The sequence below is a fragment of the Streptomyces sp. NPDC048473 genome, assembly GCF_043200155.1.
Taxonomy (GTDB): Bacteria; Actinomycetota; Actinomycetes; order Streptomycetales; family Streptomycetaceae; genus Streptomyces.
Genome location: NZ_JBICXE010000091.1, coordinates 1 through 14,838, shown reverse-complemented (window position 1 = coordinate 14,838; position 14,838 = coordinate 1). Strand labels below are relative to the sequence as shown.

Sequence of the window (14,838 nt, the reverse complement as noted above, 5' to 3'; positions counted from 1 at the left end):
CCCCCTGCGCTGCTAATCGAACAGTCAGCAAAGCTACACAGGCACTGCGGCCGCCCACTTGACGGCTTGGGACCGTGAGGCGTCTGATGCGGCACTAATAGACCTCGTACGAGGCCAGATCCGCCGGGTCCTCCGTCGCGAGCGCTACATACCCGTCGGGCCGTACGAGAAAGAGTCCCCGGTCCCCGTACGCCTTGTGTGCGTGCCCGTCCATGTCGATGACGTCGGCCTGCTCGCCGGGCCGGCCGACCCGGACCAGCTTGTAGCGCTCGGAGGCCGGGGCGTCGGTCCCGCCGAAGGCGAGGAGCGTGGCGTGCGGGCCGCGGAAGAGGTCGAAGAGACGGATGGGCCCACAGGGGGCGTCGGGGGCCCGGTCTCCGGCGCGCAGTGCTTCGTCGGCCAGGCCCTCGCGGCACTCGCGGGTCAGGGGGCTCTCGCGGTAGCCGAGGCCCAGTTGGAAGGTCTCGCCGCCACGCTGGGAGAAGCCGCGGTCCTTGTCCACGCGGTCCTGCTCGAAGACTTGGGTGGTGAGGGCGAGCACATGCCGCGCGACCGGCCGCCGCTCGGCCTCGTAGGTGTCGAGGAGCGCATCGGACGCACCGCGCAGCGCTGCGCCGAGCTTCCAGCCGAGGTTGTACGCGTCCTGGATGCTGGTGTTGAGGCCCTGGCCGCCCGTAGGAGAGTGAATGTGCGCGGCATCGCCCGCGAGCAGGACGCGGCCGATGCAGAAGCGGTCGGCGGCCCCGGCCTTGATGCGCAGCACCGAGGACCACCGCACCTCATGCACCCGCACGTCCTCGTGGCCGGTGCGCTCCACGAGCAGTTGCTGGACGGCCTCGGGCGTGGCGTCGGGCGTGAAGTCCGGGCCCGCGCCCTCGAAGAAGGCGAGCAACTGGAAGAAGTCCGCCCCTTCGAGCGGGCGGATCGCGACGCGCCCGCCCGGCGCGGTGGGCCACACGTGCCAGTGCGCGCGGTCGAATCCGTCCATGAGGACGTCCGCGATCAGCGTCGGGTCGGTGACGAGCTCGGTGACGGGGAAGCCCACCCCGAGGGCCTTGCGGACCGTGCTGCGTCCGCCATCGGCCGCGACCAGATAGCCGGCCCGTACGGCCGACTCGGTGCCGTCCGGCCCGCGCAGCCGCGCCGTCACCCCGTCCGCGTCCTGCTCAAAGCCGGTCAGCTCGCAGTCGAACTCGACGCTTCCGCCCAGCTCTTCGAGGCGCGCCTGGAGGATCTCGACGGTGCGCCACTGCGGGAGCATCCAGATCTCGCCGTACGGGACGTGGGGCGAGGGCTCGGCGCGCTCGACCGCGTCCCACTCGGCGATACGTGTGGTGCCGTCCCAGCTCTGGAGGCGCTGGATGGGGCCGCCTGCCGCCCGTATCGCGTCGATGACGCCCAGGTCGTCGAAGACCTCCAGGGTGCGCGGCTGGAGGCCGGAGCCGCGTGAGCCGGGAAAGCTGCGGCTCTCCCTCTCCACGACGCGGCAGGCGATCCCGCGCCGGGCGAGGTCGCAGGCGAGCACGAGGCCGGTGGGCCCGGCTCCGGCGATCAGAATTTCGGTGGCGGTGATTGAGGGCAGGCTCATCACATGCTCCTTAACGTCGTTAAGTCGCCCCTCGGCGCAGGAGGGGCGACCCGCCTCACAGCAGGACATGACGGTACGTCATGCACGAGGCGCACGAACCGGACCGATCCCGAACTCGCAATGCTCCTGAGGCCGATGCGACGGAGGAGAAGCTGCATCCGGTCGCCAGTGAGCGTTTGAGTTGGCCGCTTGAGTGTTCCGCGTCGAGGGCATGGCTGAGCCGTGACACGTTAGTTGGAACTTTGCCAAGATTGTTGGAACCGCAGCGTGCCAGGGCTGGCATCCATCCTCTCGATGAGGACTGTGTGGCGGAGGAGTCTGCGCAGGGCCGCGTAGTGGTTCAGAGCGTCCGGGCGTGAGAGCTGAAATCACGTCTGGGTGTTGGAGTCAGAGACCGAGGCACGTCGGTGCATCACTCAGGCGGCGGGGGGAACTGAGGGCGGCGGGTAAGAGGGGCTGCGCTCCTGCTTGGAGAGGGCCAGGCGAAGAAGGGCTGCCAGGGCGCCCGGGCCTACAGCAATTGCCGCGAGCAATGCTGGTTCCCACTGCCGCGAGACGAAGGAGACGAGGCGTCCATTGTCCTCCAAACTGCGTTGAGTCACAGGCCCCCTCCATATGAAACCCCTTGTGCTGCCCACTCATCTGCATGCTGCATCCCGTAAACAGCAGCGCCTGCAATCACCAGGACGGAGGTGCACAGAACCAACACAGCCCAGATCCGTCGTGCGGACGGTGCCCGCATGGGTATGAGAGCCACGAGAACCCAGACGACTACCAGCATTAACGTAACCGTGAGAGCCACCGGATCTCCAGACGACCAGGGGTAGCGGTCGGCTGCCGGCGCGGGGCCGAGGACCGGTCAAGCAGTCCGAGCTCGCCGTAGCGGCGGTAACGATTCACCCACTTCGACGCCATCACTCGCGATATCCCCATCTCCGCGGCAACATGCGCGACAGGGCGGGTGCGACAGCGCTCGATGAGCCGGCTGCGCCCTTCCGGGGTGAGCGGGGCGTTGCGGTGAGTCATGCGACCCGAACGTCTTCGGCCGACGCGGCGGGCTCGGGGGCGGACAAATGTATCCGTTTGGGCAGCAAGAGCGGGGTGGCAAGCAGGAGAACGCCGGACATGGTGATCGCGGCGAGCGGGCTGGTGAGTGTGGCGAGAATGCCCCAGATCACCATCAGGGCAGCTTGTAGGAGTTTGCTGATGGCACTCCATGTACTGAGGATTTGGGCGGTGTGATCCGCGGGAGTCCGTTGCAGGCGTTCTGTTGCGTAGATCGGATTGAAGATGCCCATGCAGGTGATCAGCAGGCCCTCGACGATGATCACGGTGAGGAGTCCGGGGATGCCGGGATGGACGAACGTGAGACCGAGCGGGAAGAGCGACCGCAGCCAGCCGGAGACGATCATGACCCGGTGCCGGCCGTAGCGGGTCACGAGGCGCGCGGAGAGGCGGGCGCCCACGAAGCCGCCGAGTGCCGGGATGCCGAAGGCAAGACCGTATTGCCAGGCCGGGAAGTGGTACTGGCCCAGCAGGAGGACGGACAGGAGCGGGACGGTGGCCATGATTAGGCCGCCGACCAGGATTGAGTTGAGGAACAGGCGCCTCAGTGCGCGGTCGCGGAGGATGAACCGCCAGCCGCCAAGAAGGTCGGCTCCGCGCAACCTGGTGGCCCGGTCGCGGGGCGCCGCGACGTCGCCTCCGCGGATGCGGAGGACCCCGAGCGCGGACAGAAGGTAGCTGAGGGCGTCGGCCATGACAGTGATGACCGGGCCGAGCAACCCTATGAGTGCACCACCGAGGGGCGGGCCCGCCGCGGTCGCCACCCAGCTCGTGCCCTCGAATCTCCCGTTCGCCACAAGGAGGTGATCGCTACGGACGAGATACTTCAGATACGCGCCGGATGCGGCAGTGAAGGCGATGCTCGCGGTCCCGGAGATGACCGAGACGACCAGCAGTTGGCCGTATGAAAGCAAGCCGAGGACGTACGCGATCGGGACACTTGCCATCGCGACGAACCGGATCAGGTCCATCGCGATCATCACCGGACGCTTGGCCCGGTGCTCAACCCACGGCCCGAGCGAGAACGCAACAATCGCCGCGACGGCAAGCCCGGCCGCCTCCAGGAGCGACACGGCGAATGCCGACGAGTGCAGCACTCGAACCGCGATCAGCGGGAACGCGCCGAAGGCAATCCACGTACCGTATGTACTGGCGGCGTAGGCCGACCACAGCCAAGCGAAACTGTGCCCCAACTGCACGCGCATGCGACTCCCTCGCGACAACCGATGTTCAGTCTCTGAATCACACCGGCCGCACCGTCGCGGGATCAAACAACCGACTCCCGGGCGAGCCACAACCATCAGTTGTGCACGCGTATGCTGGATCAATGGATACCGAGGCGGTGCGATCGTTCGTCCGCGCGGCCGAGCTCGGACAGCTGCAACACGCGGCCGACGAGCTCGGCGTAACGCAACAGGCCGTGTCGAAGCGGATCGCAACCCTCGAGCGCGAACTCGACGTCCGGTTGTTCACCCGCACCGCCCGAGGGGTCGAGCTGACACTCGACGGCCAAGCTTTCCTCCCGCACGCCCGGAACATCATCACGGGTGTCGATCGCGCCATCACCGCGATCAGACCGAGCTCGCGGGCCCTTCGGATCGACGTTCTCGGCCTGCGATCCGCGCAGGCCGTCGTCCTGCACGACTATTGGCGGTCGCATCCCGAAACCGACCTCGACGTGGTGACCCTCAGGGTCAACGACCCGCGCGTGGCGGTCACCGCCGTCCAAGCAGGCGATATCGACGCCTCGTTCCGCTCGGTCACCGACCCGGCCACACTGCCGCGCGACGTGCAAATGATCCACGCGTTCGACTCCCCGCTGGAACTCCTCGTCGGCCCGAGGCACCCGCTCGCCTCCGCACGAACACTGACACCATCCCAGCTGCGCCAGCACCGGATCTGGGTGCCGGGTATCGCGCCACGAAGCGAATGGGCAGAGTTCTACGATCAGCTCGCCACCGACTTCGACCTCCGCATTGACGCCGCGGGCCCGAACTTCGGCAATGAGGTACTCCTCGACATCCTCGCGGACTCCGCAGACGTGGCAACCCTCGTAGGCTCGCGCGACCGGTACATCTGGCCGACGAACTACGACCTACGCCGCATCCCGATCGTGAATCCGACGCTCGCATACCCGCTCTCGCTCATCTTTCCCCGAGCGAATCCACACCCAGGACTCCGGGCAATCATCAACCACTTCGGAAGCCTGGCACCGCTCCCCGAGACAACCTGGCTCCCATCCTGGGCAACGACACCACGCCGCAACGACGGAAACATCGAACACACCCGACGCTAACGGTCGCTTCCAGCAGCACACTGCCGACACGACCAGGGCTGTCCCGCGACGGTCCGCCAATATGTCATGAGCGCACCAACGAGCAGCCCGGCCGCCGGCAGCGCCGCCCACGTCTGCTCGTCGCCGACGGCCGGCAGCGCACACACGGCGCCGGCGACGAGTAGCTGCGCGGTCTTCGCACGGTCCTTCCCCGCCTGACCTTGCGTGTTCGTCACTCGTTCCCCTCTCGCCCTGGTGGGCGCAGCCTCCCATGCCGACGCCCGGCCTCTTGGTGAGGGCCCGGGCGCGGTGCGGCACAGAGCCAGTCGTGGCCAGCCTCCCGGCTGCTGATGGCAAGCACCGCCGTGCAAAAAGCAAGGCACCTCAGCGCAGCCTCCGGCACCCTCGCGGGAGATAGGCGCTCCACCTCCCGTTGGCCAAGGGTGGCGGAACAGTCCAGTGGATCCCCAGTTAGCGAAACCGGGGATCCACTGGACTACTGAACATCCACCGCCAGTCCCTGACCGATACGTCGAGAGGCAGCATCACGACACACAACTTCACACTCCGGCTTCTCCCTTCCACGCGCGGCTCTGACACAACGGAAAAGAACCTGCTACGCCGCGGCGTAGCTGAGCCGGAAGCACTCCTGGGCCCGCTCCAGGTCCCGGTCCGTGCGCAGTTGCAGCTCCAGGTCGCCGGTTCCGTGGTGGCCGATGCCTGTCACGTCCGGGGTAAAGCCGGGGATGAGCTCGGCCTCTTTCGGGTCGGCTTTGAGGTAGACGAGGAGCTTGGTCCTTTGTGACGGGCAGACGCAGGCGAAGTTTCGTAACCGCTGGTAGGCCCGGTAGGTCCTGTTCTCGACCTTGGTGATGTTGTCGCCGAGACCGAGCAGCGCCTCTTCGACCGCGTCGGCCAGTTCCACCGTCACGCCGTCCGCTCGGCGCACGCGCGGCGCCGTCGCGCGACCGCGGCTGCGGTCTCCCCCGGGCAGATCCCGTTGGCCGGTGACGGAGGCCACCGTCTCCAGGCCGACATAGTCGCTGCCGAAGAACCGCTAGCGGACCAGGTCGATGCTGCGGCGGTGCTCGCGCACGGCGTGTGCGTCGTAGTGGGTGAAGCTCCGGCCACGCAGATCAGCCTCGGTGCGCGCCAGAGGATCCGGGAGGCGACCGAGGCTCCCAGCCGGTCGCGGACAAGGTGCCCGAAGGCGTCCTTGTGGTTCATCAGCCAGGACAGGTAGAAGAGGCCCTGGTTGATGACGCTCGCTTCGACGCCACGCTTGTACTCAACTTTACCGACCGCAGGAGCTCATGCACCGACTCTGAACTGCGACGATTCATAGACTACGTGTCCGTGACGGGAAGTTGGGGCTGTCGCAGGGTGTACACCTCGCCTGCAAAATTGCGGTGATCGTCCCTGTTGGCGCGGTCCACCGTCGCGGTAAATGTGCGGTTTACCGCAACGGTGGATCAGGCTGCTGAACGGGACAGATGGGCACGGACGCCACTTGGCCGTAGCTAAACGAGTACTGGGCGGTCAACGGCGACCGGGCGCTGATGGTCCGGCTCAACGGCGCGATCGACACCGTCGTGGCGATGAGCATCGACGACGGCCTCATCACCGGGCTCCACGTCGTACGCAATCCCGAGGAACTGTCACGCATCGAGCGGGAGACCGCGGTCAGCCGCTGAGTCCGTGACGGCCTTCGGGCAGGGGCCTGATCCGCATCGCGGGTCAGGCCCCTGCCGCGTCTCCGGAGATCGTTTGGGGGCAAATCCGGAGACGCGGCAGGTGGGGTCAGTCCCAGACCAGGTTGAGGGAGCGTTCGAAGTTGACGTATCCGGCGCGGGCGAAGGACTTCGCCATGGGGACGTTGCCGAGGTCCGTCGATGCCCTGATACGGTCGACGCCCTCGGCGGCCAGGATGCGGGTGCCCTCGGCGAGGATCTCGTCGATGTAGCCGTTGCCGCGGTGTGCGGGCAGGACACCGATGTACGCGATGATCGGGTGGTAGCTGTTGCGGGCCGGGACCACGAAGCCCACCGGACCGCCACCGTCCGGGAGTTCGGCGATGCGCCACCACTCGTGCGGGCTCTTGAACCCGGCGAACTCTCCGTCGTAGTGCCGTTCCGCCGCCTCGCGCGGGCTCAGTCCGGAAGCCAGGTCCGCCTGGCCGTGGGCGTCGAGGGTGCCCTCCATGACCGGGGTCATCAGGGCGAGGAGGTCCTCACGGTCGGCCACCGGGCGGAAGACGAGACGCCCCTTGGACTCCGGGAGCAGGGACGACGGGGTCCACTGCAGCCGCAGCCGCTCGACCAGCAGCCGTGCGCCCGTGCTCTCCAGCACGCGCGTGCGGGATTCGACCACCTCGCGGGCTGCGGGCTCCTCGTGCCAGTCGGGCGGGACGAAGCGGCCGTACTCCGGCAGCTTTGCGCCCGCCGGGAAGACGGTCGCCGTCGCCGTCTTGAACAGCCGCAGGCCGATCTCGTCGCGGTCGGCCCGGGGCAGCGTGTCGTCGATGTCGAAGAAGTCGAACTGTAGCGGGACGTCACCGCCCGGGGTCGTCCACCAGGCGAGCCGGGCGAGGAGACGGTTGCCGTCCAGGGCCACCCAGGCCCACTCGGGGCGGCGGCAGCCGCCGGCGAAGTCGTCGGTCAGTTCGTGGTCGAGGACGTAGGAGAGCCGGCAGAAGAGATCGATCTCCTCGGGGCCGGTCAGAGGTCGGTAGCTCACCGATGTCAGTGTCAAGTCAACTCCTGTGAAGGGGTACAGCGCTCCGGACCCGGTATGTCGTGCTGGTCAGGAACGCCGGGTGTCCGGGCAGAGGGTGGCGAGGGCCGCATGCTGCTCAGGCCGATTCGAGGATCGGGCGGATTTCGAGCGCCTCCGGGGTGGGGAAGCCGCGGGCCAGCTCGATGGCCTCGGCGTGGTCGGCCACCTCCAGCACGAACCAGCCGCCGAGGGTCTCCTCGCCGCTGTGCACGGGCCCCTCGGTCACCGCTACGGATCCGTCCGCCGCCTTGCGCACGGTGACGGGGCCCTGGCGCTCGGTGTCGAGGGCGTCGCCGCCCGCCAGCTTGCCCGCTGCCGCGAGCTCGCCGATCCAGGTCTCGTACGCCTTCCGGTAGGCGTCGCGGTCGGCCTGGATCCGGGCGCGTGACGCGTGCGTCTCGAAGATCACGAGGGCGTATTTCATGAGGCGTTCCTCTGTTCGGTGTGCTCGGTGATGGTGGTCGGTTTGATGCGGGCCAGTGCGCCTGTCTCCAGGGCCGTCCACAGGGCGCCGTCCGGGCCCACCGTGATCCCGTGCGGCTCGGAGGCCGGGGTGGGCAGGTCGTGGACGGTGACCGTGCCGTCGGAGGTGATCGAGCCGACGCGGTTGCCGCCCCACCCGGTGAACCACGCCGTGCCGTCGGCGTCGGTGGTGACGGCGTGCGGCCGGGACGAGCGGTCGGGCAGCGGGTACTCGGTGATCCGGCCGTCGGGTGCTCTCCGACCGATCTGACCGGCCGCGATCTCGGTGAACCAGACGCTTCCGTCCGGGCCTGCGGCGAGACCCACCGGTGCGGCCGCCTCGGTGGGCAGCTCGTGGACCGTGATGCGGCCGTCCATGCCGATGCGGCCGATGGCGTTGGCCTGGTTCATCGTGAACCACATCGCGTCCCCGGCCGCGGCGATCGCGGAGGGGAACGCGCCGGTGCGCGGCAGCGGGTACTCCGTGACCGTTCCGTCGGTGGCGAGGCGGCCGATACGGTCGGCGGCGGTCTCGGTGAACCACAGCGCGCCGTCCGGCCCCGCGGCGATACCGAAGGGACCACACTCCGCGGTCGGCAGCGCGAACTCCGTCACCCGGCCAGCCGTCGTGATCCGGCCGATCCGGTGCGCCCGGTACTCCGTGAACCACAGTGCGCCGTCCGGCCCGTTACTGATGACCGTCGGACCGCTGTCCGGGACGAGCTGATGGCTGGTCGGCTCCTGTCCCGGGACGAACCGACCGATCCTGCCGCTGTGCACCATGGTGAACCACAGCGCGCCGTCCGGGCCGGTGGTGATCGCGTACGGGCCGCTGTCGCGACCAGACACCGTGTACTCCTCGACGGTCTGGGTCGTCACTGCTGCTGCTCCAGACCTTCGGCGGCGGCGATGCGCTCGATGTCCTGGGGGGAACCGGCCATGATGGTGCGGGCGTGCGCAGTCACCAGCTCGACGGGCCAGTCCCACCAGGCGACGCGCACGAGCCGCTCGATGCCGCTGTCGTCGAAGCGCTGTCTGATCGTCCGGGCCGGGTTCCCGCCCACGATGGTGTATGGCGGCACGTCGGCGGTGACCATCGCTCCGGCCGCGATCACTGCGCCGTCGCCGATCCGTACCCCCGGCATCACGGTGGCGCCGTATCCGAACCACACGTCGTTGCCGACCACCGTGTCCCCGCGGCTGGGCATGCCGGTGACGAGGTCGAGGGTCTGCTCGGTCCACTCCCCGCCGAACATGGTGAAGGGGAAGGTGGACACCCCCATCGACGGGTGGTCGGCGCCCGCCATCAGGAACCGGGTGCCCGTGGCGATCGCGCAGTACTTGCCGATGATCAGCCGTTCCGGACCGTAGGCGTACAGCACATTGCGCTGCGCGAAGTCGGTCGCCCCGTCGGGGTCGTCGTAGTAGGTGAAGTCACCCACCACGACGTTCGTCCCGGCGACCAGTGGCTTGAGGAAGACAACCCGCTCGTAGGCAGGCAGTGGATGGATGGTGGCCGGGTCAGGTGTCACGCGGGAATCTTTCCGTGAGGGTTTGTGCTCGGCGGGCGGAGCCCGGGTGGCGAGGCCCCGTGACCGACGAGGTACGCGCCTTCCGCGCGGTCCGCGTCTTTCGGGCCATCGGCCGAATTGAGGGGGCCGGACCTGCCGCCTCGTGCCGGCTCGTGTCAGCACCTGCGGGAGGCTGCCGCCCGGCCCGGTACCCAGCATGCGTACCGGGCAGCCCGGGAGCAACGGCCGATCTTGCTATGGTCGTTAACCCAGAGGTTCACGAATCCGGGGGACAGGATGGAACTGCGGGACATAGAGATCTTCCTGACGCTCGCGGAGGAGCTCCACTTCGGCCGCAGCGCCGAACGCCTGCATGTCTCCCCAGCCCGTGTCAGCCAGGCGATCAAGAAACAGGAACGCGTCATCGGCGCCCAGCTCTTCGAGCGAACCAGCCGCCACGTGCGGATGACCCCCGTCGGAGAGGAGCTGCTCCAGCGGCTGAAGCCGGCATACGAGGGCATCCAGGAAGCCATGGCGGAGGCGACCACCATCGCCCGCCACTCGGCCGGCACGCTGACGCTGGGGGTCATGGGCGCACAGATGCACGACATGACCCCGGTCCTGACCCACTTCCGGGCCCGGCACCCGTCCGCCGAACTCCGGTTCCGGGAAGTGTTCTTCAGCGATCCGTTCGGAGCCTTGCGGGCCGGCGAGGTCGACGCGGTGACCACCTGGCTGCCGGTCCGAGAGCCGGACCTGACCGTCGGAGTGGTGCTGCGCGAGGAACCGCTCCACCTGATGGTGGCCGCGGATCACCCGCTCGCCCGGCAGGAGTCGGTGAGCATGGAGGTGCTCGGCGACCACATCGTGCCGCGCCTGAGCGGCTCCATTCCCTCCTACTGGGAGACCGCCGTCCTGCCGGCCCGCACACCGGCCGGACGCCCCGTCCGCCGCGGCCCGGCCGTCGCCACCTTCTACGAGATCCTTGCCCTCGTCGCGGCAGGCGACGCGGTCTGCACAGTCCCCGACGAGGGGCGGCGCTACAACGCGCACACCGACGTCGTCTACCTCCCCCTCCACGACGCCCAGCCCGTCCAGTGGGCCCTGATCTGGCGCACGGACCGTGCGACCCCACTGGTACGTGCACTCGCCGGGGCGGCGACGGACTGCGGGGACGCAACCGGGCGGTAGAGACGGGATGTGCCGGCGTCGGATCGGCGTAGTGGGTCAGGGTCTTGCGGCGGCGTTCTTCGAGCCGGTCCAGGAGCCGGTCGGGGATGCGGACGGCCGCGTTCAGGTTGCCGACCTTGGTCTGGTCGTGCCAGAGCAGGGGCAGCCCGCCGTAGCGGCCGACGCAGTCCAGACGGAGCTGGATGACCTCGCTGGCGCGCCGGCCGGTGACGATGATGGTCTCCCACATGTCCCGCAGGCCGCGGCCGTGCGGGACGTAGGCGTCGGCGAGTTGCTGCAGGTTGGCCTCGTCCGCCAGGGCGCGGGCGACCTGGTCGGGGAAGGGGTTGCGGCTGCGGGGCGTGCCCGGGCCGCCGACCGGCATGGTGGCGATGAAGGCGCAGTCCAAGCCGATCTCCTCGGCGCTGCCGCTGTCCAGCGCGCCGCGCAGAAGAGACCGGCCGTAGTTGAACACCAACCGGCGCGAGTTCTCGGTGACCTTCGACTTCCTGCCGTCCAGGCGGGCCTGGCCGCGGAAGGCGAGGCCGAGGCGCTCGCGGTTGCGCAGGTCCGCGGCGAAGCGGTGGGCGTGCTCGCCGCGCAGCACGGACGGGTCGTGGCCGCCACCCGGTGCCTCCGTCTCCAAAAAGGCGGACAGTTCGGCGGCGGCGCGGCGCACGAAGTCCACCGGCTGGGCGCTGCGCGGGCAGGTGGGCGAGCGCAGCACGTCGGCGATGTGGTCCCACAGAAGGTCGCGCAGCCACCGCTGGGAGATGCAGGTCAGGTCGACGTAGCTGGAGCGGTGCGGGAAGCGCACCCCGAAGTGCTCGGTCTCGATGTAGCCGGCATCCCGGGTGTCGGTTTCCGTCACTTCGCCTCACCCCAGACCGTGCGCAGGGCGGCGTCGAAGACCGGGTCGTGGACGTCGACGTGGCCGTAGATCTCGTCCACCATCGCGGCCGAGGCCCAGCCGCCGGCGTCCCGGGCGATCAGCAGGTCGCCGTCAGCGGCGTCGAGAACCGCGGAGGTAAACGAGTGCCGGAAGGCATGCGGCTTCACCAGCCCCAGACCAGCGCGTTTCCCAGCTCGGGCGAGCATCCGCCGGGCCCCGACCGGCGCCCACGGCTGTCCGGCATCGGCACCATGCAGCTGGACCAGGAGCATGCCGTGCCCGGCACCGCGCGGGTACTCGGTGGTGACGTACTCGAAGTAGGTGTGCACCATCGCGGGGCTGACCCGTTTGATCAGCCCGCCGGTCACCGTGCTCCGCTGGACCTGCCAGGAGTGCCTGGTCTTGGCCTCGGCCCGGTTCGGATTGCCGGGCCGGTGACAGACGTGCAGTGTCTTGTTCCGCTCCCGCGGCGCCGGCAACCCGCCAAGTACTCCCAGTACCCATGCCGTTGCGCCAGCGATACAAACAGATCACCGAAGTGCGCGGCGCACTCCTTCAGCGGCCCGGGCGCGGGGGGACACGGACGACGAGCGGTCATCCCAACCACCCCTGCTATCCGGCCTGCTGCCGACCCACTGCGCTGTCAACAAACCAGCGTTAGTAGGGCACCGTGTCGCACAAGGTCTCCGCCCAGGCAGAGGCGCCGTACTTGTTGGCCGCGCGCACCGTGACGCAGATCTCGTCACCGGAGTACGGACCCTTGATCGTGTAGCTGGTGCTGCCGGATGAGTAGGTGGTGTCGACGTTCTTCTCGGTGAAGTTGCTGCCCGTGTTGGTGTAGTGGATGTCGTACCTGGTCGCTCGGGAGATCGCCGACCAGCTCACCTTGATTGGCATGTCGCACGCGCCAACACAGGAGTTGGTGTACGCAGCCTTGTAACTCTTCATGGCGGGCGGCCGCGAGCCGGAGGACGAGCCGCCGGAGCCGGACGAATCTTTGCCGTCCGAGCCCGAAGAGCCAGACGACCCCGTAGAGCCGGACCCGCCGCTGGTGCCGGTGCCGCCGCTGTCGGGGCCGCTGTCGCCATCGGATGAACTGCCGTCGCTCTCCCGGGCATTCGGCACATCCGGCCCGTCCTCGTCGTCCTGCCCCTTCTCGCCGCCCCCGTCCTTCCCGTTTCCTCCCTTGGAAGGTGAACTGCTGGGCACACTAGGCGAGTTGCTGCCACCAGGAGTGACACTCACGCTGCTGCCCGGTGGCTGGGCGTGCGTTCCGTCCCCGCCGCCGCCCCCGAAGGGCTGGAGCAGGACGACCGTGCCGCCGCCGACGGTGATGACGGCAACGATGGGCAGAACGATGAGCCTGCGGCGCCGGGGGGGCCGCCGTTCGTGCTCCCGCCGTCGCGTCGTGGTGTCGTTGTCCGCCGGGACGACTTCGGGAGGCCCGCCCTTCGGCCGCAGCCCGACGGTCGCCAGGTCCACGGGCTCCTCCCGCAGCGGCGCCGCCTCGGCGTCGAGCAGCCGTGCGGATTGCTGCGCGAGGTGCGCGACAACGCCGGCAGGCAGCCAGGCGCCGCGCGCGGCGCGGGGACGCGGCCGCTCGGGGTCCTCCAACAGTTCGTCGACGTCAGGCCGTTGGTTGATTCCCTTCGTCAGGCACCGGGCGATGAGCGCCCGCAGCGCGGCGTCCTCGACACGCGTCAGGTCGGGCTCGCCCTCCACGATCTGGAACATCACCGCGTGCTGATTGCTTGCCCCCTGCCCGAACGGCAGCTGCCCGGTCGCCGCATACGTCAGCACGCACCCGAGGGTGAACACGTCGCTCTTGACCCCCACGCGCTGCCCGCGCACCTGCTCCGGCGACATGAACCCGGGAGAGCCGATGGCCATCCCCGTACTGGTCAACAAGGACTCGACGGACGTCTCGAGCGCCCGCGCGATCCCGAAGTCGATGACCTTCGTGCCGTCCACGGTGAGCATCACGTTGGACGGCTTCAGGTCGCGGTGCACGATCCCGGCGCCGTGAATGTCCTTGAGTGCCTTCAGCAACCCGTCGGCGAGGGCGTGCAAGGACGCGGCCGGCAACGGCCCGTACAGCCGCACGACTTGCTCAAGCGAGAGCCCGGGAACGTACCCCGTGGCGACCCACGGCGGTTCGTCGCCCGGACCCGCGTCGAGCACCGGCGCCGTGTACCGCTCACCGACCCTCCGCGCCGCCTCGATCTCCCGCCGGAACCGCGCCCTGAACTGCTCGTCGGACACGTGCTCTTCGTGCACCACCTTCACGGCTACAGTCCGCCCGCTGTCCGACCGCGCGAGGAACACCCGCCCCATGCCACCGGCACCAAGCCGCCCGAGCAGCAGATACGGCCCGATGCGCGCGGGGTCGCTCACCGCGAGCGGCTTGATACCCCCCTCGACGCCGTCGTCCCGCTCGTCGCGTCCGTCCCCGTTCGTACCGCTCATGATGGTGCGACTCCCCCGCTCTTCCCGCCTGGTCAACGGCGTAACTCGACTGAGAATAGACGTTGTTGATGTACCCGGTGAAGTTGAGGGACGCGTTGTACGAGCGGGACGGTTCTAAGCGGCATCAGCGAAGTGCAGTACTGATCCTTTCGCCTCCCCCAGGTCGGCGCCTTGGCGCCCCAAATGATCAGTAATTGACTTCGACCAAACGCTTATTGATCCGAAACGCTTTGGGTTCGAGCCGTTGTCAATGTGTGCCGGTTGGTGAGGAGTGCTCGGGCGCATCCCAATCAGGGCGATTGCATGAACGGGTTTTGGGCGGTTCGCCGGACTGGCCACGTGAAGTGACATCTCGTCAGGTTTGGGTGCCCTGCAGTCTGGAGCTACCCGGCAACGGCAACCGGTGCTGTCAGGGAAACTCTGCTCGGCCCAGATGGTCTTGCCGCGGGTGTGATAGCGGGTGCCCCAGAGCTGGGCGAACTGCGAGATCATGTAGAGCCCGCGACCTCCCTCGTCGGTCTCCAGTGCGCGCCGGATGTGGGGGGGTGCCCCTATGGGTTTCGTCAAGCGGTGGGTAACGTCCGTGACGGCTGGTCTTGAGCCGGGGAAAGCCTGATTGACCAGGGGCAACGGC

Annotated in this window: 12 protein-coding genes and 2 pseudogenes; 4 read left to right on the top strand and 10 right to left on the bottom strand. The window is 68.6% G+C overall.

The features are described 5' to 3' along the window. Positions 1-94: 94 nt before the first annotated feature. The 3 genes and pseudogenes from ACGFU7_RS45700 to ACGFU7_RS45690 form a co-directional block, all read right to left on the bottom strand. On the bottom strand, positions 95-1,588 hold the full coding sequence (locus ACGFU7_RS45700) for an FAD-dependent monooxygenase (RefSeq protein WP_393704501.1): 1,494 nt from the start codon (positions 1,586-1,588) through the stop codon (positions 95-97). Positions 1,589-2,416: 828 nt separating this feature from the next. After that, positions 2,417-2,614, bottom strand: a pseudogene (locus tag ACGFU7_RS45695) (helix-turn-helix domain-containing protein); the annotation flags it as partial. Further along, a complete protein-coding gene (locus tag ACGFU7_RS45690; protein WP_393704500.1) occupies positions 2,611-3,858 on the bottom strand; it encodes an MFS transporter in 1,248 nt (415 codons plus the stop codon). The gene ACGFU7_RS45690 and the pseudogene ACGFU7_RS45695, both read right to left, overlap by 4 nt. Before the next feature lie 122 nt (positions 3,859-3,980). Here ACGFU7_RS45690 and ACGFU7_RS45685 point away from each other — a divergent pair, with 122 nt between their 5' ends. After that, positions 3,981-4,949 (top strand): LysR family transcriptional regulator, encoded by a 969-nt coding sequence (locus tag ACGFU7_RS45685; protein WP_393704498.1) that lies wholly within the window; start codon positions 3,981-3,983, stop codon positions 4,947-4,949. Between the two features lie 595 nt (positions 4,950-5,544). Here the strand turns inward: ACGFU7_RS45685 and ACGFU7_RS45680 are convergent. Beyond that, positions 5,545-6,221, bottom strand: a pseudogene (locus ACGFU7_RS45680) (DUF5655 domain-containing protein); the annotation flags it as partial. Positions 6,222-6,487: 266 nt separating this feature from the next. Between ACGFU7_RS45680 and ACGFU7_RS45675 the strand changes: the two are divergent. Then, complete coding sequence (locus ACGFU7_RS45675) at positions 6,488-6,622, top strand: hypothetical protein (RefSeq protein ID WP_393704496.1); 135 nt, start codon at positions 6,488-6,490, stop codon at positions 6,620-6,622. A gap of 106 nt (positions 6,623-6,728) precedes the next feature. Here the strand turns inward: ACGFU7_RS45675 and ACGFU7_RS45670 are convergent, their stop codons facing one another. The 4 genes from ACGFU7_RS45670 to ACGFU7_RS45655 all read right to left on the bottom strand — a co-directional run bounded on the left by ACGFU7_RS45670 (position 6,729) and on the right by ACGFU7_RS45655 (position 9,697). Further along, complete coding sequence (locus ACGFU7_RS45670) at positions 6,729-7,664, bottom strand: GNAT family N-acetyltransferase (RefSeq protein ID WP_393704494.1); 936 nt, start codon at positions 7,662-7,664, stop codon at positions 6,729-6,731. Positions 7,665-7,779: 115 nt separating this feature from the next. Then, positions 7,780-8,127, bottom strand: a complete 348-nt coding sequence (locus tag ACGFU7_RS45665; RefSeq protein ID WP_393704493.1) for a YciI family protein — start codon at positions 8,125-8,127, stop codon at positions 7,780-7,782. Next, positions 8,124-9,044 (bottom strand): virginiamycin B lyase, encoded by a 921-nt coding sequence (locus tag ACGFU7_RS45660; protein WP_393704491.1) that lies wholly within the window; start codon positions 9,042-9,044, stop codon positions 8,124-8,126. The genes ACGFU7_RS45665 and ACGFU7_RS45660 overlap by 4 nt, the downstream gene beginning before the upstream one ends. Continuing rightward, positions 9,041-9,697: a CatB-related O-acetyltransferase gene (locus ACGFU7_RS45655; RefSeq protein WP_393704490.1), complete on the bottom strand. Its 657-nt coding sequence runs from the start codon at positions 9,695-9,697 to the stop codon at positions 9,041-9,043. The genes ACGFU7_RS45660 and ACGFU7_RS45655 overlap by 4 nt, the downstream gene beginning before the upstream one ends. Positions 9,698-9,973: 276 nt before the next feature. Between ACGFU7_RS45655 and ACGFU7_RS45650 the strand changes: the two genes are divergently transcribed. Both ACGFU7_RS45650 and ACGFU7_RS45645 read left to right on the top strand, forming a co-directional pair. Beyond that, positions 9,974-10,867: a LysR family transcriptional regulator gene (locus ACGFU7_RS45650; RefSeq protein WP_393704489.1), complete on the top strand. Its 894-nt coding sequence runs from the start codon at positions 9,974-9,976 to the stop codon at positions 10,865-10,867. 31 nt (positions 10,868-10,898) lie between these two features. After that, complete coding sequence (locus ACGFU7_RS45645; protein WP_393704488.1) at positions 10,899-11,786, top strand: hypothetical protein; 888 nt, start codon at positions 10,899-10,901, stop codon at positions 11,784-11,786. Here the strand turns inward: ACGFU7_RS45645 and ACGFU7_RS45640 are convergent. Together ACGFU7_RS45640 and ACGFU7_RS45635 are read right to left on the bottom strand one after the other, a co-directional pair. Further along, on the bottom strand, positions 11,714-12,217 hold the full coding sequence (locus ACGFU7_RS45640; protein ID WP_393704486.1) for a tyrosine-type recombinase/integrase: 504 nt from the start codon (positions 12,215-12,217) through the stop codon (positions 11,714-11,716). The genes ACGFU7_RS45645 and ACGFU7_RS45640 overlap by 73 nt on opposite strands. Positions 12,218-12,395: 178 nt before the next feature. After that, positions 12,396-14,204 (bottom strand): protein kinase, encoded by a 1,809-nt coding sequence (locus tag ACGFU7_RS45635; protein WP_393704484.1) that lies wholly within the window; start codon positions 14,202-14,204, stop codon positions 12,396-12,398. Positions 14,205-14,838: the final 634 nt, after the last annotated feature.

Excerpts from the sequence above, each read along its gene's own strand:
- ACGFU7_RS45700 (WP_393704501.1), bottom strand. The coding sequence starts at position 1,588 with ATGAGCCTGCCCTCAATCACCGCCACCGAAATTCTGATCGCCGGAGCC.
- ACGFU7_RS45690 (WP_393704500.1), bottom strand. The coding sequence starts at position 3,858 with ATGCGCGTGCAGTTGGGGCACAGTTTCGCTTGGCTGTGGTCGGCCTAC.
- ACGFU7_RS45685 (WP_393704498.1), top strand. The coding sequence starts at position 3,981 with ATGGATACCGAGGCGGTGCGATCGTTCGTCCGCGCGGCCGAGCTCGGA.
- ACGFU7_RS45675 (WP_393704496.1), top strand. The coding sequence starts at position 6,488 with ATGGTCCGGCTCAACGGCGCGATCGACACCGTCGTGGCGATGAGCATC.
- ACGFU7_RS45665 (WP_393704493.1), bottom strand. The coding sequence starts at position 8,127 with ATGAAATACGCCCTCGTGATCTTCGAGACGCACGCGTCACGCGCCCGG.
- ACGFU7_RS45650 (WP_393704489.1), top strand. The coding sequence starts at position 9,974 with ATGGAACTGCGGGACATAGAGATCTTCCTGACGCTCGCGGAGGAGCTC.
- ACGFU7_RS45635 (WP_393704484.1), bottom strand. The coding sequence starts at position 14,204 with ATGAGCGGTACGAACGGGGACGGACGCGACGAGCGGGACGACGGCGTC.